Annotated in this window: 15 protein-coding genes and 1 tRNA gene; 7 read left to right on the top strand and 9 right to left on the bottom strand. The window is 61.5% G+C overall.

Going from position 1 to position 19,959, the window contains the following annotated elements; genetic code table 11:
* Positions 1-42 precede the first annotated feature (42 nt).
* The gene (locus ACOQOT_RS09940; RefSeq protein ID WP_420559125.1) at positions 43-621 is read right to left on the bottom strand and encodes a PAS domain-containing protein; all 579 of its coding nucleotides are present in this window, start codon (positions 619-621) and stop codon (positions 43-45) included.
* 179 nt (positions 622-800) lie between these two features.
* Positions 801-1,484 carry a helix-turn-helix domain-containing protein gene (locus ACOQOT_RS09935; protein ID WP_420559124.1) on the bottom strand — a complete coding sequence of 228 codons (684 nt, stop codon included), beginning with the start codon at positions 1,482-1,484 and terminating at the stop codon, positions 801-803.
* A 105-nt stretch (positions 1,485-1,589) separates the two neighbouring features.
* On the opposite strand from ACOQOT_RS09935, the gene ACOQOT_RS09930 reads away from it, so the two are divergent.
* Both ACOQOT_RS09930 and ACOQOT_RS09925 read left to right on the top strand, forming a co-directional pair.
* The gene (locus tag ACOQOT_RS09930) at positions 1,590-3,578 is read left to right on the top strand and encodes a pyrroloquinoline quinone-dependent dehydrogenase (protein WP_420559123.1); all 1,989 of its coding nucleotides are present in this window, start codon (positions 1,590-1,592) and stop codon (positions 3,576-3,578) included.
* Positions 3,579-3,584: 6 nt separating this feature from the next.
* Positions 3,585-4,343: a DUF4336 domain-containing protein gene (locus ACOQOT_RS09925; RefSeq protein ID WP_420559122.1), complete on the top strand. Its 759-nt coding sequence runs from the start codon at positions 3,585-3,587 to the stop codon at positions 4,341-4,343.
* 3 nt (positions 4,344-4,346) lie between these two features.
* On the opposite strand, the gene ACOQOT_RS09920 is transcribed toward ACOQOT_RS09925, so the two are convergent.
* Both ACOQOT_RS09920 and purB read right to left on the bottom strand, forming a co-directional pair.
* Positions 4,347-5,063, bottom strand: a complete 717-nt coding sequence (locus ACOQOT_RS09920) for a histidine phosphatase family protein (RefSeq protein ID WP_420559121.1) — start codon at positions 5,061-5,063, stop codon at positions 4,347-4,349.
* A gap of 133 nt (positions 5,064-5,196) precedes the next feature.
* The gene (purB, locus tag ACOQOT_RS09915) at positions 5,197-6,504 is read right to left on the bottom strand and encodes an adenylosuccinate lyase (RefSeq protein ID WP_420559120.1); all 1,308 of its coding nucleotides are present in this window, start codon (positions 6,502-6,504) and stop codon (positions 5,197-5,199) included.
* A gap of 262 nt (positions 6,505-6,766) precedes the next feature.
* Here purB and ACOQOT_RS09910 point away from each other — a divergent pair, with 262 nt between their 5' ends.
* Positions 6,767-8,257 (top strand): amidase, encoded by a 1,491-nt coding sequence (locus ACOQOT_RS09910; protein WP_420559119.1) that lies wholly within the window; start codon positions 6,767-6,769, stop codon positions 8,255-8,257.
* 57 nt (positions 8,258-8,314) lie between these two features.
* Here the strand turns inward: ACOQOT_RS09910 and ACOQOT_RS09905 are convergent, their stop codons facing one another.
* From ACOQOT_RS09905 to sfsA, 4 genes are all read right to left on the bottom strand, one after another.
* Positions 8,315-8,572, bottom strand: coding sequence for a YjhX family toxin (locus ACOQOT_RS09905; protein WP_045444465.1), 258 nt, complete (start codon positions 8,570-8,572; stop codon positions 8,315-8,317).
* Positions 8,573-8,789: 217 nt separating this feature from the next.
* Positions 8,790-9,539: a RadC family protein gene (gene radC, locus ACOQOT_RS09900; protein ID WP_420561934.1), complete on the bottom strand. Its 750-nt coding sequence runs from the start codon at positions 9,537-9,539 to the stop codon at positions 8,790-8,792.
* Positions 9,503-10,288 (bottom strand): type I methionyl aminopeptidase, encoded by a 786-nt coding sequence (map, locus tag ACOQOT_RS09895; RefSeq protein WP_420561933.1) that lies wholly within the window; start codon positions 10,286-10,288, stop codon positions 9,503-9,505. The genes radC and map overlap by 37 nt, the downstream gene beginning before the upstream one ends.
* A gap of 47 nt (positions 10,289-10,335) precedes the next feature.
* The gene (gene sfsA, locus ACOQOT_RS09890) at positions 10,336-11,034 is read right to left on the bottom strand and encodes a DNA/RNA nuclease SfsA (RefSeq protein WP_420559118.1); all 699 of its coding nucleotides are present in this window, start codon (positions 11,032-11,034) and stop codon (positions 10,336-10,338) included.
* A gap of 156 nt (positions 11,035-11,190) precedes the next feature.
* Between sfsA and ACOQOT_RS09885 the strand changes: the two genes are divergently transcribed.
* The 3 genes from ACOQOT_RS09885 (at position 11,191) to ACOQOT_RS09875 (ending at position 12,750) form a co-directional block, all read left to right on the top strand.
* Positions 11,191-11,973: a competence/damage-inducible protein A gene (locus ACOQOT_RS09885; RefSeq protein WP_420559117.1), complete on the top strand. Its 783-nt coding sequence runs from the start codon at positions 11,191-11,193 to the stop codon at positions 11,971-11,973.
* 315 nt (positions 11,974-12,288) lie between these two features.
* Positions 12,289-12,495 (top strand): hypothetical protein, encoded by a 207-nt coding sequence (locus ACOQOT_RS09880; RefSeq protein WP_156101683.1) that lies wholly within the window; start codon positions 12,289-12,291, stop codon positions 12,493-12,495.
* Between the two features lie 168 nt (positions 12,496-12,663).
* Positions 12,664-12,750, top strand: a tRNA-Leu gene (locus tag ACOQOT_RS09875).
* 19 nt (positions 12,751-12,769) lie between these two features.
* On the opposite strand, the gene ACOQOT_RS09870 is transcribed toward ACOQOT_RS09875, so the two are convergent.
* A complete protein-coding gene (locus ACOQOT_RS09870; protein WP_420559116.1) occupies positions 12,770-13,723 on the bottom strand; it encodes a LysR substrate-binding domain-containing protein in 954 nt (317 codons plus the stop codon).
* A gap of 336 nt (positions 13,724-14,059) precedes the next feature.
* Between ACOQOT_RS09870 and ACOQOT_RS09865 the strand changes: the two genes are divergently transcribed.
* On the top strand, positions 14,060-19,957 hold the full coding sequence (locus ACOQOT_RS09865) for an MBG domain-containing protein (protein WP_420559115.1): 5,898 nt from the start codon (positions 14,060-14,062) through the stop codon (positions 19,955-19,957).
* The last annotated feature ends 2 nt before the right edge of the window (positions 19,958-19,959 follow it).

Genomic DNA, 19,959 nt, shown 5'->3' with positions numbered 1-19,959 from the left:
GCTTTTCAGCCTGCGGTAAATTGAAGCGGGGCCGTCCGGTTTTTAAGAAGCGGACGGCTCTTTTTTCTTGTCTTTTTTCGGGAAGGCGGGCGGCAGGCGGCCGTAGCCATGCTCGAAGACGCCGCCGAGCAGCACTCTTTCGTCCTTCTCGCCGATGGCGACTGGGAGATGGACGAACTCCGCGATCTTGTAGTCCCGGTCGAGCCCTTCGACCTGGCCCTTGGTAACGACGGGGCGCAGATGCTCCAGCACGTCGCGGTAGACGGCGGCGTTGGAGAGTACTTTTTCCGGTGCGTAAAGCTCGCTGATCGCGCGGCCCGTCGGGTCGGCGGGAAAGGCATTGGCGATATCGGTGCCGACGAGGCGGAAGCGCCAGTCGGTCGCCGCCTCGTTCGCCGGTTCCAGCAGGTAGAGGCGGGGGAGCAGCCGGGCGAAGGTTTTGGAGGGCAGGTCCTGAGCGTGAAGGAGGCGGTCTTCATCGCGCAGCTTTTGCCATTCTTCCATGATGTAGCACGCGTCCTGATGCTCCGGATGCTCCAGAACCTGGACTTGCGTATAAAGGCGGACCGTGTCGAGGGAGAACTTATCCCTCTTGATACCGAATAAAGCGGGCCGGGCCACGATGTCATCTCCCCAAGGCGCTCGCGCGGTGCGGGCGCTATCTCACCTTCATTAGACAGGAAGGCGCCTTTACCGCCGGTAAATGGCGGGCGGATTCCGGAGGTGAAAACGGCAAAAAGACGTGGCGGTATAGGAATTTAGGCAGGCCTCGCTGCCTATCGGGGGATAGGGGCGCTTTCTTACGCGCTGAAAAAAGAGGCAGCGAAGGCGGCGGTCGCCGTTCGGCGGATGTCTTCCTCGCTGAGGGGGGCGAAACTGTGCCGCTCGCTTTCCTTGCGCCGGTGCATGGCGGCCCAGGAAATGATTTCGATGGCCATGCGCGCTTTCAGCCGCTCTTCCATGGGGGAGGCCGCGCCCGGCAGCCGCGCGATCAATGCCGAAAGATCTGCAATATATCGCCCGCGCATCACGTCAGCGTATGTCTGGTCGATCTCGGGAATGTCGAGCACCAGCTTGTCGAGCAGCCAGACGGCCCGGCGGATGGGGACGAGAAGATCGTAAAGCTCCGCGCCGATGCTCTGAAGCTCTGCGCGGGACGGGGTTTTGTCACTTTCCAGCGCCTTGGTGAGCACCGGCCAGAGCCCTTCTTCCCCCGCAATGCCGCGGATGAGGCCGTTCACCGCTTCCAGTCCTTGCGTGGCGAAAGGCAGCTCCAGCCCCTCCAGAGGCTCCCCGGCGGCTTTCAGCACCGCAAGATGGAGCAGTGCCTCCTTGCTTGCCGCATAAAGGTAAAGTGTGCCGGCGGAAACATGGGCGGCGCGCGCCACATCGGCCATTTGCGTGCGGGCATAGCCGGCCTGGGAGAAGCAGGTGAGGGCCGCTTCGACAATGGCGTCCAGCCGGTCGGGAGATTTTTTGCGCATGGGCCCCGCAGGTGAGGTGGGTTGCTGATAGGTCGATATATCAGACTTGACCGGGAGAGCGTAGATGCCAATATATGAATGAATCATTCATTTATGGAGATGGCTATGGCCGGTCGGATCATGGGCGAGAAGACGAGAAGCAGGGGCCGTCCGGTTGCGGGATTAGCGGTTTTTGCCGCGCTGGTGGCTGTGATGCTCGTGGGCGGCGGGCCGGCAGGGGCTGAAAGCGGCTGGGGCCATTATGGCGGGGATGCGGGCGGCCAGCGCTATGTCAGCGCCGGGCAGATCACGCCTGAAAATGTGGACGATCTCGAAATCGCCTGGCGCTATTCGACCGGTGACATGAAGGCGCGGCCCGAGGCGATCAAGCAGAGCGCCTTTGAAGGCACGCCCATTCTTGCCGAAGGCTCGCTTATCTTCTGCACGCCTTTCAACGAGGTGGTGGCACTCGATCCGGGCACGGGGGAAGAAAAGTGGCGCTTCGACCCCCAGATCGAAACCGATTATGAGCCGGCTAATCAGTTCGTCTGCCGGGGTGTGACCTATTGGAAGGACGAGGCGGCGGCTGAGGGCGCAGCCTGCGCCGCGCGCATTTTCATGGGCACGAATGATGCCCGGCTCATTGCGCTCGATGCGCGAAGCGGCCTGCCTTGTAAGGGTTTCGGCGCGGGCGGCGAGGTGCGTATCGCGCCCGGCATGGCGCTTGCCTATCCCGGCGAATTTCAAATCACCTCGCCGCCCATCGTGGCGCGCGGCGTTCTCATTACCGGCTCGTCGATCGGGGACAATAACCGCGCCGATGCGCCGAAAGGCACTGTGCGCGCCTTCGATGCGCGCAGCGGCGCACCGCTTTGGGATTTCGATCCCGTGGCGCGGGGGGTAGCGGAGCAGGAGGGAAGCTGGGATACGCGCGCCGCGCGCACCGGCCATGCCAATGTATGGGCGCCCATGTCGGTGGATGAAAAACGCGGGCTCGTCTTTTTGCCGACCTCCTCGCCGAGCCCGGATTTTTTCGGCGGCGAGCGGCCGGGGGATAACCGCTATGCCAATTCCGTTGTCGCGCTTGAGGCGGAGAGCGGAAAGGTGCGCTGGCATTTCCAGACCGTGCATCACGATGTCTGGGATTACGATTTGCCCGCCCAGCCGAGCCTTGTGACGCTGCAGCGCCCGGAAGGTCCGCGCGATGCGGTGGTGCAAGTGGCAAAGACGGGGCTCGTCTTTGTGCTCGACCGGGAGACGGGCGAGCCGATTTTCGGGGTGGAGGAACGGCCCGTGCCGCAAGGGGCGGTGGCGGGCGAAAGGCTTTCGCCGACACAGCCTTTCCCGCTTGCCCCGCCGCCGCTCGTGCCGACGACGATTACGCCGGACGAAGCCTGGGGGCTGACGCCTCTCGACAGGTGGGCCTGTTCGAGGGAGATCGCTAAATACCGCTCCGAAGGGCTGTTCACGCCGCCGAGCGAGGAGGGCACTTTGCTATTCCCCTTTACGGGCGGCGGGGCGAATTGGGGCGGCATGGCGTTCGATCCGGAAAGCCAGCTCATGTATGTGAACACGAACCGCGCGCTCCATATGGTCAAACTTATCCGGCGTGAAGATTTTGCAGCGGCAAAGGCGGCGGAGCCGGACAAGGAGATAAGCCCGCAGACCGGCACGGCCTGGGGCATGAAGCGCGATCTCGTTTTCTCGCCGCTTTCGCTTCCCTGCAACGCGCCGCCTTTCGGCGTGCTGCATGCGGTGGACCTTTCCGATGGCAGCATTGCCTGGGAGGCGACGCTCGGCACGGTGGAAGATTTGGCGCCCGTGCCGATCCCCTTGAAACTCGGTACACCGAGTTTCGGCGGGCCGCTCGTCATGAAGTCGGGTCTTCTTTTCATCGGTGCGGCGATGGACAATTACCTGCGCGCCTTTAATGCGAAAACCGGCGAGGAACTTTGGAAAGGGCGCTTGCCGGCAGGCGGGCAGGCAACGCCCATGTCTTATGAATGGGAAGGGCGGCAATATGTGGTGATCGCGGCGGGCGGTCATTCGCGCTCCACCACGACGCTCGGCGATTCTGTGATAGGCTTTGCGCTGCCGGAGGAAAGTCCGCAGTGAGAAGATATGGCCTGGCAGATCGATGCGTATGAGCCGCTTTATGAACTGAAACCCTTCGGGCCGGACATATGGCTTGCCGACGGTCCGCTGATCGATTTCAAAGCGGGCATCGTGACCGTGCCTTATCCGACGCGCATGACCATCGTGCGCCTTAAAGATGGCAAGCTCTGGCTTCATTCGCCCGTGCCGCTGACCGATAAGCTGAAAGCGCAAGTGGATGCGCTGGGCGAGGTTGCTTATCTCATCGCACCCAACAAAATTCATTATTGGTGGATCGGGGACTGGATGGCGGCTTACCCGGGCGCGCAAAGTTTCGCTGCGCCGCGCGTCGAAGAACGCTCATGGCCGGAGAAGGGTGTGCGCTTCGACCGCGAATTGACGAACGGCGCAGACACACCCTGGGCGGGGGAGATTGCGTTCTGTGTCGTCGAAGGGCATGTGCTCAGCGAAGCCGTGTTCTTTCATGCCGCTTCACGCACGCTGATCGTCACGGACCTCATCGAGAATTTCGAACCTGAAAAAGTGCATGGGTTCTGGACGCATCTTCTTTTGCGCCTCACCGGCATCATGGCGCCCAATGGCGCCGCGCCGCGCGATCTGCGCGCGACGTTTTTCGGCAGAAAGGCTCATGTGCGCGCCGAGGTGCAAAAAATGTTGTCCTGGAAACCGGAGAAAATCATCCTCGCCCACGGCGCTTGCATCGAGAGCGGCGCGCTTTCCTTCCTGCGCTGCTCCTTCCGCTGGGCGGGGATCAAGTCTGCCTGAGCCTCACCCGTATTTCGCGCGCATGCGTTCGGCGATCATTTCGAGTGCTAGTTTGTCGACGTTCTTTTTCACCGGATCGTAAGGCGTGATGTTCATGCCGCGCACGGTCATGCGGCGGATTTCGCCGGTGTCCGGGTGCGTGTCCACATCGACGATATTCAGGCAGCAGGTGTTCTGATCGAAAGCGTGGAAGGCGCCGAGGCTGGCGCCGCTCGCCCAGCCCAGAATGGCGCGGTTGACGCCGCCATGGGCGATAAGGGCAAGGTTCTGCCAGCTCTTATCGGCGACAAGATGCATCAAGCCGGTAACGATGCGGGCTTCGAATTCCAGAAAGCTCTCGCCCTCGCCGTAGCGGGCGCCCGGAAGATGCGCGCCTTCGAAGGCGTAAGCGACATCGTGCAGGCTTTTCAGGTTCTTGTAGCGGTCGGGGTCGGAGCGGATTTCCTCGAACTCGCTCATCACTTCGATCTTGAGATCGCGGCCCTTCAAAATGCCTTCGGCGGTTTCCACCGTGCGCGGCAGGCCCGAGCAGACGGCCTTGTCGAAGGAAAGCTCTTTTACATAATCGCACATCAGCGCGGCCTGTTCGCGGCCCCAATCGGTCAGCGGCACGGCGCGGCTGTCGGGCACACGGTTGCCCTCTTTGTCCACATAGGAAACATCGCCATGGCGGAAAAAATGGATGCGGCGGCGGATGGAGCCATCGAAAGCGGTGCGCATGTCTATCCTCTGGTTGTTTTGCCGGGGACTATACATGTTTAGGTGTCAACTGTGTGGCATGTGTTGGCGGCTTTGCGCATCGCCGCATCGCTCTTCCGTCATCCCGGGAACAAGTCCCGGGACGACAAAAACGTTATGCCTTGCCGAAGACGCGCTTGAAAATCGTATCCACGTGCTTGGTGTGGTAGCCGATGTCGAAAAGCTCATCGAGTTCGGCGTCCGAGAGTTTCGCGGAAACCTCTTTGTCGGCTTTCAAAAGCTCGAGGAAATTGCCTTCCCCGCGCCAGACGGGCATCGCATTGCGCTGCACGAAGCGGTAGGCATCCTCGCGGCTTGCGCCTTTCTGCGTCAACGCCAGAAGGACGCGCTGGGAGAAGACGAGGCCGCCGAGCTTGTCCATGTTTTCCTGCATGCGGTCGGGATAGACGAGCAGGTTCTCGATAACGCCGGTAAGACGCACGAGTGCGAAGTCGAGCGTGACGGTGGCGTCCGGGCCGATCATCCGTTCGACGGAGGAGTGGGAAATATCGCGCTCGTGCCAGAGGGCGACGTTCTCCATGGCCGGCAGCGCCATGCCGCGCACGAGGCGGGCAAGGCCGGTCAGGTTTTCGGTCAGGACCGGATTGCGCTTATGCGGCATGGCGGAGGAACCCTTCTGGCCCTCGGAGAAATATTCTTCCGCTTCCAGCACTTCCGTGCGCTGCAGGTGGCGCACTTCCGTCGCCAGCCTCTCGACGCAGCTTGCGATGACGCCCAGCGTTGCAAAGAACATGGCGTGGCGGTCGCGCGGGATAACCTGGGTCGAGACGGGTTCCGGCTCAAGCCCCATGGCCTTTGCCACATGCTCCTCGACCTGCGGGTCGATATTGGCGAAGGTGCCGACGGCGCCGGAAATGGCGCAAGTCGCGATTTCCTTGCGCGCGGCGAGCATGCGCTCTTTGCAGCGCTCGAACTCCACATAGGCCTGGGCCATTTTAAGGCCGAAGGTGGTGGGCTCGGCGTGGATGCCGTGGCTGCGGCCGATGGTGATCGTGTCTTTATGCTCGAAGGCGCGCTTCTTGATCGCGGCGAGCAGGGCGTCGAGGTCTTTGAGCAGAAGGTCGGCGGCGCGGGTGAGCTGCACATTGAGGCAGGTGTCGAGCACGTCCGAGGAGGTCATGCCCTGGTGGACGAAACGGCTGTCCTCGCCGACGAATTCAGACAGGTGCGTCAGGAAGGCGATGACGTCGTGTTTGACCTCGCGCTCGATCTCGTCGATCCGCGCCACGTCGAACTCGGCCTTGCCGCCGCGTTCCCAAATGGTTTTGGCCGCCTCTTTGGGAATCACCCCGAGCTCCGCCAGCGCATCGCAGGCATGGGCCTCGATCTCGAACCAGATACGGAATTTCGTGGCAGGGTCCCAAATGGAGGCCATTTCCGGCCGGGAGTAGCGCGGGATCATCGAGCATTCGCCTTTAATGAGGTGGAGTGGAGGCCGTTGCTTTAGCAGATGGCGGGGCGAGGCTCAACTGGCCCGGTCCGGCCCGGTTGAGTCTTGCCCCACCGGGCGGGCAGGGGACCAATTCTGCCAGGAAAGGGGCCTATCGATGAATAATCTGAACGGGTCCTTCAGATATATTGCATTTTATTTGGCAAAAAGAGGCGCAATACTGCCTTCCTACCCATCGGCCGAGATGGAAAAGACAGAATTCTGGGAGGAATACATGGATCGCCGTCAATTTTTGAAGGGCTCGGCTGCGGCCGGCGCCCTTGCCATCGGTTTTCGCCATATGCCCGCGCGCGCGGCAAACGACCCTTTTGTCAAGCTGGACGCATTGGGCCAGGCGGCGCTGGTGAAGAAGAAAGAAGTGACGCCGCTTGAACTGGTGGATGCCGCCATTGCGCGGATCGAGCGGCTGGACGGCAAGGTCAACGCGGTGGTGACCGAGACCTTCGAGGCGGCCCGCGAGGAAGCCAAGGCAGGGGCAGGCGAAGGGGCTTTCGCCGGCGTGCCTTATCTTCTGAAAGACCTGAACGACCTGAAAGGCGTGCGCCGCACCTCCGGTTCTAAAATGCTCGCCGATTACGTGTCCGATTGGCAGTCGCCTTACACGGACAAGACGCTGGAGACGGGGCTTGTCGTTCTCGGCAAATCCAACACGCCGGAATTCGGCCTACTGGCGACGACCGAGCCGCTGTTGCTTGGCGACTGTCACAATCCCTGGGATCTCGAGCATTCGACGGGCGGTTCTTCCGGCGGTTCGGCGGCGGCAACGGCGGCGGGCATGGTGCCCTTCGCCCAGTCGAGCGATGGGGGCGGCTCGATCCGCATTCCCGCGTCCTGCTGCGGGCTCTTCGGCCTCAAACCCAGCCGCGGGCGCATGCTGGAGCAGAACAAGGATCCGATGCCGGGCGATATTTCTGTGAAGCATGTCATTTCCCGCTCGGTGCGCGATAGCGCGGCGCTGCTCGATCTGACGGAAGTAAAAGAGGGCGGCGCCTTTGCTCCGACTGGCAATGTGACGGATGCGGGCACGAAGCGCCTCAAGATCGCGTTCAGCATGGCCCGCTACGACGGCAGCGACCCGGACGGCGATGTGCGCAAGGCGATCGAGGAAACGGCGGAGCTTTGCAAAGGGCTCGGCCACGAGATTGTCGATGTGACGCCGCCCATCGACGGGCCGCAATTCATCGACCATTTCCTGACCGCCTGGGCCTCCGGCCCGGCGCAGCTCAAAGCGCTGGTGGAAGAAAAGACCGGCAAGCCTGCCGCCGAAACGGGACTGCTTGAGCCCTGGACGCTCGGCCTTGCCGATTTCTTCAATGCCAAGGACGATGATGCGATGAAAAACGCGCTTGCCTATTTCGCCAAGGTGGAAGCGGATATTGCCGAGTTCTTCACCGGCTACGATGTCTGGCTGACGCCGACACTGGCGAGCGCGCCGCCCAAACTCGGCGAGCAGGCGCCGACGGTTGATTTCGATACGCTTTATGAGCGCACGACGACTTACGTCGCATACACGCCGCAGCATAATGTGGCGGGCACACCGGCCATGTCCGTGCCGCTGAGCTGGAATGAGGCGGGGCTTCCCATCGGCAGCCAGTTCGCGGCCGCCAAGGGCCAGGAAGGGCTGCTTCTGCAGCTTGCCTATGAGCTGGAAAAAGCCCAGCCCTGGATGGACAAATGGGCGCCTTACTCGGCGGTGAATGTCTGAGCTTGCCGAGAACTTAAAAAGATCAGGAAAGGGCGCCCCGTGAGGCGCCCTTTCTTTTCATCTGTTGTCGAGCTGCGCGCGCACCGCTTCGAGCCCTTCGCGGGTGATCCTATAGGGCTTGCCGCCTTGCGAGCGGATGAGGCGGCGGCGTTTCAGCTTCTTGAAAACCGGTTCGGTGCAGTCCGTCAGGAACCAGCCGTCGCGGGTAATGCAATCGACACGGGTGAGTTTGCGGGGGCCATCGCGTTCAATGACGATGCGCCCGCCCTGAGCCAGCGCGTGAAGCACGCGCTGCTCTTTCTTCGAGATGTTCATTGGAAACCAGCAAGTTACACATCAACGAGCGCCGCAGGCGCACGCGCGGCCTGCGGGGCGGATTGATCACTGCCCAGGCTCACTCAAGAAGAGCGGGGCAGTTAGCGCACAATTTCCTTGCTGGACATAAAGTCTCCTGATCGCCGGGACGTCCGGCGGCCCTGAGAATACCCGTGCGCGGCGCGGCGTCAATTCCCGAAAGCGGCGGGCGGCACTCTTAAAGCAGGCCAAGTGACTTAAAGCTCACATGGCCGTCCTTGCCGATGACGAGATGGTCGTGCACGGCAATGCCGAGCGGTTTTGCCGTTTCCACAATCTTTTTCGTCATATCGATATCGGCCTGGGAGGGGGTCGGATCGCCGCTTGGGTGATTGTGCACGAGAATGATGGCGGAAGCGGAAAGCTCCAGCGCGCGTTTGACGATTTCGCGCGGATAGACGGGCGTGTGATCGACCGTTCCTTTTTGCTGAATTTCATCGGCAATCAGAATGTTTTTGCGGTCGAGAAAGAGAATACGGAACTGCTCGGTCGTCCCATATGCCATGGCGGCGCGGCAATAATCGAGAAGCGCCGACCAGGAAGAAATGGCGGGCCGTTTCATCACCTTTGCCTGGGCAAGATGGAGAGCTGCCGCCTGCACCAGTTTGAATTCGGTCACGACCGCCTCGCTGATGCCTTTGGTTTCCAGAAGCCGGGCGGGCTCTGCGGCAATGGTTGCGGCGAAGGAGCCGAACCTCGCGATCAGGTCTTTGGCGAGCGGTTTGACATCGCGTCGCGGGACGGCGCGGAAAAGCACGAGCTCCAAGAGCTCATAGTCGGCCAGCGCCTCGGCGCCTGCCTTTCTGAACCGCTCGCGCAGGCGCTGGCGGTGGCCGGCATGATGCGGCGTGCCGGAGGCTTTATCCTGCTGCCCCGCTTCTGCCACGGAGTTTAGGCGTAAGGCGGGCGGTCGAGCCCGGCAGGGGATTTCGTGAAAATTTCCGCGCCGTCTTTCGTCACGCCGATCGAATGTTCGAACTGGGCAGAGAGCGAGCGGTCGCGGGTGACGGCGGTCCAGCCGTCATTCAGCATTTTCACATGCGGGCGGCCCGCATTGATCATCGGTTCGATAGTGAAGAACATGCCTTCCTTCAGCACCGCGCCTTCGCCGCGCCGGCCGTAATGCAGCACATTGGGCGCATCGTGGAAGACGAGGCCGAGGCCGTGGCCGCAAAACTCGCGCACCACCGAGCAGCGCTCTCCTTCGGCATATTCCTGGATGGCGGCGCCGATATCGCCGAGCGTTGCGCCGGGCTTTACCTCGGCAATGCCGCGCATCATCGCTTCATAGGTGATCTCGCATAGCCGCTCGGCCTTGCGCGGCACCTGGCCGACAAAGAACATGCGGTTCGTGTCGCCGTGCCAGCCATCCTTGATGAAGGTGACATCGACATTGACGATATCGCCTTCGCGCATCACGCGGTCGCCGGGAATGCCGTGGCAGACCACATGATTGATCGAGGTGCAGCAGGAAGCGGTGAAGCCCCGGTAGCCGAGTGTCGCGGGCATCGCGCCATGGTCCATGCCGAATTCGAAAACGAGATCGTCGATCGCCTTCGTCGTCATGCCGGGACGTATTTCCTTCGTCAGCATGTCGAGACAGGTTGCCGACAGCCGGCCTGCCGCGCGCATGCCCTCGAAGGCTTCCGCGCCATGGGTTTTGATATTCCGGCCCATCGGGTCGTAATCCCCGAATTCGAAATCCTCGTCTTGGTCGGTCAGGCTCATAGCGTCAGCTTCCGGTCGAGCCGGATTTCCTCCGGCGTGATCACACATTTATAACATAGGGCTTCGACCCCGGCGTTAACAGCCGCCTCAAAAGCCTTGGCGTAGGCTGGGTCGATGTCTTCAGCGAGGCGAAAACGGTCCGCATCACTGCGCTGGACAAGAAAGAACACAACCGCCCGCTCGCCCGCAACTGCCCGCCGGGCGAGTTCTTCCATATGTTTCGCCCCTCGGGCAGTAACGGCGTCTGGAAACTCAGCAATTCCGGGCTCCCGGGCGAGGGTGACATTTTTCACCTCGACATAGGCAGGCGGCTTTCCGGGATCTTCCAGCAGCAGGTCGATGCGGCTGTTCTGGCCGTATCTCACCTCCCGGCGCAGCGTTTCATAGCCTGCCAGCTCCGGCACTTCGCCTGCCAGGATGGCCGCTTCGACGATCCTGTTGGGATGGGCCGTGTTGATACCGACGAGGCAGCCTGCCTCCGGTTCCACGATTTCCCAGGAATGGGCGAGTTTTCGCTTCGGATTGTCGCTTTTTGAGAGCCAGACCCGCATGCCTTCACCGGCAAGGCCCATCATCGAGCCCGGATTGGCGCAATGAGCGGTGATTTCCTCGCCGCTATCGAGGCGGATATCCGCCAGGAAACGCTTATAGCGCTTGAGCAGCCGGCCGGAGAGAAGGGGCGGGTCGAATTTCATGGGAGCGGACCATAATCAGTCGGCTCGAAAGCCGCAACTGAGGGGCTTTCGTTGCAATTAGCGCGGGGCGCCTTGCACGGGAAGGGTGATGGCGGCCATTGCCCTTGCCCGCCGGCGTATTATCCTTAGAGAAAATTTTGCAACCTGGAGGCCCCGATGGGAAATGGCGCGGCGGAAGGCTCTGTAACGGCCTGTGTTCTGTTGATCGGCGACGAGCTTTTGTCCGGGCGCACGAAAGACGCCAACCTTTCCTATATTGCCCGCTATCTCGGCGATATGGGCATTCAGGTGCGTGAGGCGCGGATGATCCCGGATGTGGAAGCGGTGATCGTCGAGACGCTGAACGAGGTGCGGGCGGCCTACGATTATGTCTTCACCACCGGCGGCATCGGCCCGACCCATGACGACATCACGGCGGACTGTGTGGCCAAGGCCTTCGGTGTGCCCATCGGCCATCACCCCGAAGCCATGGCGATTCTCACCAAACATTATGAGGAAACCGGCAACCCTTTCACCGAGGCGCGCAAGCGCATGGCGCGGATCCCGGAAGGGGCCTCGCTCATTCCCAACCCCGTGAGCAAGGCGCCGGGCTTTCAGATGGAGAATGTCTTCGTCATGGCGGGCATTCCCATGATCATGCAGGTGATGATGGACGGGCTTGCCGGGCGCCTGAAAGGCGGGCGCAAAATGCTGTCGGCCACGGTCAGCTGCGAGATGGGCGAGGGGCAATTGGCGGAAGGGCTCGGCACGCTGCAGGCGGCGCATCCCGATGTCAGCATTGGTTCTTATCCCTTCTTTGTCGGCAAGCGCTATGGCACCAGTATCGTCATGCGCTCGGTCGATGAGGCGGCGCTGGCGAGCGTGCAGGACCGAGTGCGGAGCCTGATGCGGGAGTTGGGGGCGGTGCCGATCGAGGGGGACGTGCGGGCGGCCTCTTAACCTTGCGCGGGGCCGTGGCGGTATAAATCCCGCGGAAAAGCTGGGTTTTTCGTCACTTTTCTGCAACATCCTCCCTAACATTACGAAGAATTCAGTCGAATCTCTTATGGAATCGGATACAATTTCCCCACGATCGACTAAATTGCCGAATGAAAAAGGCTTGTCAGTCGCCGCCCGGTGCATTTGGCTCCTGGGTGAGAAAGAGCCATGTGGGGGAAAACAGGCACTGGCCTGTAACAAGGGTTTTAAACCCGGAGGGAGATCAGGAAGATGAAAAAAGTTTTTGGTATTCTTGGGATGGCTGCGGGAGCAACGATGCTGATGAGCGCTGGCGCCATGGCGCTCGACTCCAGCTTCGATGCCATGTCGAAAGCCGGCAAGCATCAGTTCTACGTCTGGTGCACGGGCAAGGACGACTACGTCGAAGCTGCGGATGGCTCCAACGCCAAAGACGCGCAGGCGAAGCTCGCCGCCAAAGCCGGCAACAACTGCTGGCCGGTCTGGCAGGGCATGGCCAACTAAGCCTGTCTTGACTGAAAAGTCTCAAAACGGCGGTCTTCGGGCCGCCGTTTTTGTTTGGGGAAAACTCTTGGAAAAGGCGCAACTATTCCGACAAGCGTGTTGAAATCCGTGTCTCTTTGGGGCCTTATCCCTGCGTTTCTTGCCGGGCCTCTTTCGCCCGGTCCCGCTGGCCGCGTGGTGGAATGGTAGACACAGCAGACTTAAAATCTGCTTCGCTTTTTGCGAGTGCCGGTTCGAGTCCGGCCGCGGCCACCACTTCCAGCTTCACGTTCCTCTAGTTTTCCGGTGCCGCGCCTTGCGGATGGACGGCAAGTGCCGTTTGCAGGATCTGCGCGGCTTTGTCCCGCAGCCATTGCAGGCCCTGATCGTCATCCGCCTCGCGCAGCCAGACGAAGCCTGCCTCGATCTGCGGGAAGGTGAAGGGGGCGGGCAGTTTGACAAGTGCATGGTCGCGCTGATGCCGGGCAAGGCTGTTCTGGCCGATCACGCCGATCAGGTCCGTCATTTCGACGATGGAGGGGATCGTCGTCGTGTCGGGCACAAAGCAGGTGATGTTGCGCTCGATCCCCTCCGCCTTGAAGGCGCCGTCGACGATGGCGCGGACGAAGGGGGCGTTATTCGTGGCGACATAGCGCGCCCCGGCCAGCGCTGCCTTGGTGACGGGGGCGGCGAGCAGGGGGTGGCCCGCCCGCACGGCAAGCTGCAACCCGTCGGTCGTCACCGGCAGATAGGAAATCTCCTCAAGCCCTTCGACCGCCGAGCGGGGCAGCATGCTCATTTCCGTCTGCCGGCGCCGGAGCGCATCGAGATGAGCGGCGGCGGTGCCGGTCCGGGCCTGATACTCCACTTTGATGCCGGGTGCCTCGCGCTCAAGAAAATTGGTGAGCGGGGGGACAAGCGTTACGCGCAGAAAGTCGTTGATGGTGAGCTTGAAAAGCCGCGCCGATGTCGCCGGATCGAAAGCGCGCAGCGAGGACAGGCTTTCCTCAACCGTGCGCAGCGCATGGGCGACCGGCACCGCAAGCGCATTGGCGGCGCGGGTCGGCACCATGGCGTTACCCGCTCTGAAAAAGAGATTGTCCCCAGTGAACTGGCGAAGACGTTTCAACGCATTGCTGACGGCGGGCTGAGAAAGGTCGAGCCGCGCCGCCGCCTTGCTGATGCTGCGCTCCTTGTAAACGGCATCGAAAACCAGAAGCAGATTGAGATCCAGTTGCTGGATATTCATGGGCGGCGGCTTCCTCTGCGCGAGCTTGGCGGTAATGGTTTGGCGCGATGGATTGGTTAATCAGAGACGTGGTGGCCTTGACGAGATTTCGCGGAAAACCGCCAAAATTTCGCTCACACTATGGTGAAATGCGGAATCCTTACTTATGTGTTAAGATCAGTTGCGTTTACTTGTAAATAACAAGAATACTTATTATTCATCCAAGTAAATTCCGATATAAATGAAGTGAATAGTCGATCACTTTTTAATAATATATCAATAATTACCTAGATTTCACCCGCCTTTTTTGCTTCACCTAGAACAGCAGTTTCATGAGTGAGTAGAAAGGTGATCGGCATGGCTACTGGGGACCGTGTGTTCGGGACGAGCCGCAAGGCTTTGTTGGGTGCAACGATCATTGCGCAGGGCTATGCGATGCCGGCGCTGGGCGCGGAGGCGCTGCCGAGCGGCGGGCAGTTCGTCGCCGGGCAGGGGGATATCCAGTTTTCCGGCGCCAGCGCCACCATCACCCAAAGCTCGCTGGCCGGGATCATCAATTGGGACGGCTTTTCCATCGGCGCGGGCAATAGCGTGGCGATCCAGAACGGCCTCGGCGCCACGCTGAACCGCGTGACGGGCGGCGACATCTCGCAGATCGACGGGCTTTTGACGGCGACAGGCTCGGCCTATCTCATCAATCCCAACGGCATTGTGGTTGGCCCCGGCGGCGAGATCGTCACGGGGGGCAGCTTCATCGCTTCGACCCGCGACATTGCCAATGAGGATTTTCTGGATGGCGGGGCGATGCGCTTTGCCGGTTCCTCGCATGGTTCCATCGTCAATGTGGGGCGCATCGTCTCGCAGTCGGGCGACGTGGTGCTGATCGGCCGGGCGGTGCAGAATTCCGGAACGGTTGAGGCGGCAAACGGTGTGGCGGCGTTCGGCGCGGGCGATGAGGTGCTGCTGCAAACGCAAGGCGGCGGGCAGCGGCTTTTCATTCAGGGCGCCAGCACGAGCGGCGATGTAACGAATGAAGGCGCGGTCAGCGCGGCGCAAGTGGAGCTTGCCGCCGCCCATGGCAATGTCTATGCGCTTGCCGGGAACACGCAAGGGCTGGTGCGCGCGACGGGCAGCGCCGAGCGGGACGGGCGCATTCTTCTGACCGCATCGAATGAGATCGATATTTCCGGCACGCTGGAAGCGCGCAATCAGGATGGCGCGGGCGGCACGGTAACGGCTGAGGCTGCGGATATCGATATTTCGGGCCTCGTCGATGTTTCCGCGTCAAGCGCGGGCAAGGATGGCGGTGACGCCGTGCTTGTGGCAAGCGGACGCATGCGCGTTTCGGGCGCGTTGAAAGCCGAAGGCGGCGCGGGTGCCTCGGGCGGTTTCATCGAAACCTCCGGCGGCGATATCGACATTGCCGAGAGCACGCGTGTTTCGACCTTGGCTGAAAACGGCACGACCGGTACCTGGCTCATCGACCCGAACGATCTGACCGTGGCAGCCTCCGGCGGGGATATTACGGGGGCGACGGTTTCCACGAATCTTGCCAGCACAAATGTGACGCTCGATAGCGACAATGGCGCTAGCGCGGGCAACGGCGATATCTTCATCAACGACGATATTACCTGGAGCGCCGATACGGTTCTTATCCTCGATGCGGTGCGCAATATCGAGATCAATTCGGATATCACCTCGACCGGCACGTCGGGCGGCCTGACGCTGACCTTCGGCGGGGATTATTCTTTCGGCACGAATGGCAGCGTGACGCTTGCCGGGGCGAGCGCCAGCCTGAGCATTGATGGGCAGGCCTATACGCTGATCCATAGTGTCAACGATCTGCAGGCGATCGGTTCCGGTCTTACCGGGCGCTATGCGCTGGCCGGCGATCTCGATGCTTCATCGACCTCGGGGCTGAATGGCGGACTGGGGTTCGATCCCATCGGCGACCGGAACAATCATTTCCAGGGCACGTTCGAAGGGCTCAACAACACGATCTCCGATCTCTTCATCAGCCGCGGCGGGGAAGCGGACGGCTATATCGGTCTTTTCGGACGCACACGTAATTCCACCATCCAGAATGTGCATCTGGCGGGCGGCTCGGTGACGGGCGGCGCGGATACGGGCGCTTTGGTCGGGCAGAATGGCGGCGCCATCCGCAATGTCAGTTCTTCGGTCAATGTGACGAGCGTCAACAATGCGATCAGCGGCAGCGTTGGCGGATTGATCGGTTCGAACGGTTTCTCTTTCTTCGATGGCGTGAACGTCCTCGATATTCTGGGCACTGTCAGCGATTCTTCTGCTAGCGGCACGGTAACGGGCACAGGCATCGAAGGGGTCGGCGGTTTCATCGGCGTCAATAGCCGCGGCACGATCACGCGGTCCTATGCGACGGGGAACGTGACACCGGGCGGCGCTTCGGATGAAGTGGGCGGCTTCGCCGGTACGAACAGCACGAATGGCACGATCACGCTTTCCTTTGCGAGCGGCAGTGTAAGCGGGAACAACTTGATCGGCGGCTTTGTCGGTCTGCAATCGGGCATTATCGAGGATTCTTATGCAACCGGCAGCGTGAACGGTAATGACGAAGTGGGCGGCTTTGCCGGGCGCTATGCCCCGGCCTCGGCACAGTCCCGCATCGTCAATACCTATTCATCGGGCGCGGTGACGGGCAGCACCAATGTCGGCGGTTATGCGGGTCGGGTTGCCCCCGGTGGCAGCGGCGCGCCGCTTACCGGGTCCTTCTGGGATACGGACACATCGGGCCAGGCAAACGGCATCGGGCTTGACGGTGTCGGCGGCGGCTCGCCGGTGACGGGCCACACGACAGCCGAACTCATGGACCTGCAAACCTATATCGATGCGGGCTGGGACATTGACGGTGATGGCGGCACAGGCACGACCTGGCGAATCTACGAAGATGAAGCGCGCCCGGTGCTGCGCTCGTTCCTCACGCCTATCACCATAGATGTGAACGATATCACCAAAACCTATGACGGGCAGGCAGCGAGCGGCTTCACGGCGACAATCTCCGATCCCATGGCTGCCTTGTCCGGCACGCTGGGCGGCAATCTTGCCGGGGTGACGGATGCGGGCACTTATGAAATCCGCGGGCTCTTTTCCGATGCGCTCGGCGTCGACATCATCTGGCAGAACGGCACGCTGACCATCGACCCGGCAACGTTGACGGTGACCGTGACGGTGGATGACAAGGTTTATGACGGCACGGTGGCGGCACGTGTTTCAGGCAGCGTCGTGACGGGCGTGATCGGCGGAGATGATGTCACGGTTTCGGGCAGCTTTGCCTTTGCCGATCCCAATGCGGGCGTCGCTAAGGACATTCTGATTTCGGGCCTGGCGCTTAACGGTGCCGATGCCAATAATTACGTCCTGGCGCCGGGCGTGGCGGCGACGGCAACGATTGCGCCGGCAACGTTGACGGTTGCGGCCGATGCGCTCTCCAAGACTTATGGCGATGTGGACCCCGGCCTGACTTTCAACTTCTCAGGTTTCGTCGGCGGGGATAACAGTTCGCTCTTTACCGGCGGGCTCGTCCGCGCAGCGGGCGAAACGGTGGCGGGCGGGCCTTATGCGATTGGCCAAGGCACGCTCTCGGCGGGCGGCAACTACATCATCGATTTCACGGGCGCGAATTTCACGATTACGCCGAAGGCACTCAGTGTGAATGTGGCCGCGGATGACAAAGTCTATGATGCCACTGTCACGGCGACCGGTACGATCTTGGGGCTCACCGGCATTGTCGGCGGCGACGATGTGACGGCGAACGGCTCCGGCACTTTTGCCTTTACCGATGCCAATGTGGGCGCGGGCAAGATGGTGAATGTAACGGGCCTTGCGCTTTCCGGCAGCGATGCGGGGAACTACACGCTTTCGCCGACGGCCAGCAGCTCGGCATCGATTACACCGGCAAGTTTGAGTGTGACGGCGGATGCGCAGACGAAAACTTACGGTGACGCGGACCAGGCATTCACCTTCAATTTTTCCGGCTTTGTCGGCGGGGATAACAGCTCGCTCTTTACCGGCGCGCTGACCCGCGCGGCGGGGGAGACGGTGGCAGGCGGGCCTTATGCGATTAGCCAAGGCACGCTTTCCGCCGGGGGTAATTACACCATCAACTTCACCGGCGCGAACCTGACCATCACGCCTGCCGCGCTGACCGTCACGGCGGATGCGGTCTCCAAAGTCTATGCTGAGCGTGACCCGGCACTCACCTTCACCCATAGCGGGCTAACGAATGGGGATGATGCGTCGGTCTTCACCGGCGCGCTCGTGCGGGCCGCAGGCGAAACGGTGGCAGGCGGACCTTATGCGATCACACAAGGCACGCTGTCGGCCGGCAGCAATTACACGATCAGCTTCAATGGCGCGAACCTGACCATCACGCCGGCAGCGCTGACGGTAATGGCGAATGCGCTTTCAAAAGTCTATGGCGCGGTGGACCCCGCGCTTACCTTCACTCATAGCGGGTTGACGAATGGGGACGATGCCTCGGTCTTCACCGGCGCGCTTGCCCGTGCGGCTGGCGAGACCGTGGCAGGCGGTCCTTACGTGATAAGCCAGGGCACGCTTTCGGCCGGTAGCAATTACACGATCAGCTTCACCGGCGCGAACCTGACCATCACGCCTGCGGCTCTGAGCGTTACGGCGAATGCGGTTTCCAAGGTCTATGGCGGGGTGGACCCGGCGCTTACCTTCACCCATAGCGGGCTGACAAACGGGGATGATGCCTCGATCTTCACCGGCGCCCTGGTGCGTGCGGCAGGGGAGACAGTGGCAGGCGGTCCTTATGCCATTACCCAAGGCACGCTGGCGGCAACGAGCAATTATGTCCTCAGCTTCAACGGTGCAAACTTCACCATCACGCCCGCGGCGCTGAGCGTGACGGCGGATGCGCTTTCCAAAATTTATGGTGATATCGACCCGGCGCTGACCTTCGGCTTTACGGGCCTGGCGAACGGGGATGATTCCTCCGTCTTTACCGGGGCGCTTGCCCGTGCGGCTGGCGAGACGGTAGCAGGCGGACCTTACGCCATTACGCAAGGCACGCTTTCCGCAGGCAGCAACTACACCATCAGCTTCAATGGCGCCAATCTCGTCATTACGCCGAAGGCGCTCAGCGTTTCCGTCTCCGCCGACGACAAGGTCTATGACGGAACGGTGGCCGCGACCGGCACGGTAGGCGGCCTGAGCGGCATTGTCGGCGGCGATGATGTTACGGCCTCGGGCAGTTTTGCCTTTAATGATGCCGATGTAGGGGCCGGGAAAGCGGTCAATGTGACGGGCCTCACGCTTTCAGGCGCCGATGCAGGCAACTATACGCTCTCGCCTAACGCGGCAACGAGCGCTTCCATCACGCCTGCGGCGCTGTCGGTTTCGGCGGATGCGCTCTCCAAAACTTATGGCGAGGCCGATCCTTCCTTCACCTTCAACTTCGCCGGCTTTGTCGGCGGGGATAATGCCTTGCTCTTTACCGGCGCACTTTCCCGCGCGGCAGGGGAGACGGTGGCAGGTGGGCCCTACGCCATCGGCCACGGCACGCTTTCTGCCGGCGGCAACTATACGATCAATTTCACCGGCGCCGACTTCACCATCACTCCGGCGGCACTGACCATTACCGCCAATGATGCCCAAAAGGATGAAGGCGATACGCTGCTGCTCAATGGCTTCAGCGTGGCGGGGCTTGTGGCCGGGGACAGCGTAAGCGGCGTCAGCCTGACGAGCGCCGGGACAGTGGCAAGTGCGGCGCCCGGTACCTATGTCATCACCGCAAGCAATGCCGCGGGCACCGGTCTTTCCAACTACGCCATTACCTATGTGAACGGTCAGCTGACGGTGATCGAAATGCCGCTCGTGCAGCCCAATCCGCTGCCCGGCACGCCGCAGCTTCCGGGCGATATTACGCTGACCTCCTTCCAGCCCGGCACGCTGCAAAATGCCTGGCGGCCGGAAGATCAACCTATCGGCAAGGGCGAGGGAGCAGGCGGTTTCTGGACGCTGCCGATCCTGTTGCAGCTTGGCGGCTTCGGCGGCGGTACGGATGATGGCGGCCTCGTGACCGGCTCGATTGGCCAGGAAGACGGCCAGAGCGACGGCCCGAATGACGGCAGTGACGAAGAGCGCTGGAACCTCTTTACAGGCCAGGCAGGCCGCTTCGGTTCTTACACGAATATCGGGGTGCAGGACCTGCGGCCTCTCCCCGTCACCGGTAGTTTTTCCGGGGCGACAGAATGATA

Origin of the sequence: Tepidicaulis sp. (assembly GCF_965222285.1) — a bacterium.
Classification (GTDB): domain Bacteria; phylum Pseudomonadota; class Alphaproteobacteria; order Parvibaculales; family Parvibaculaceae; genus Tepidicaulis.
Note: the sequence above shows the minus strand (reverse complement) of the source record. Positions and strands in the feature narration are given on the sequence as shown.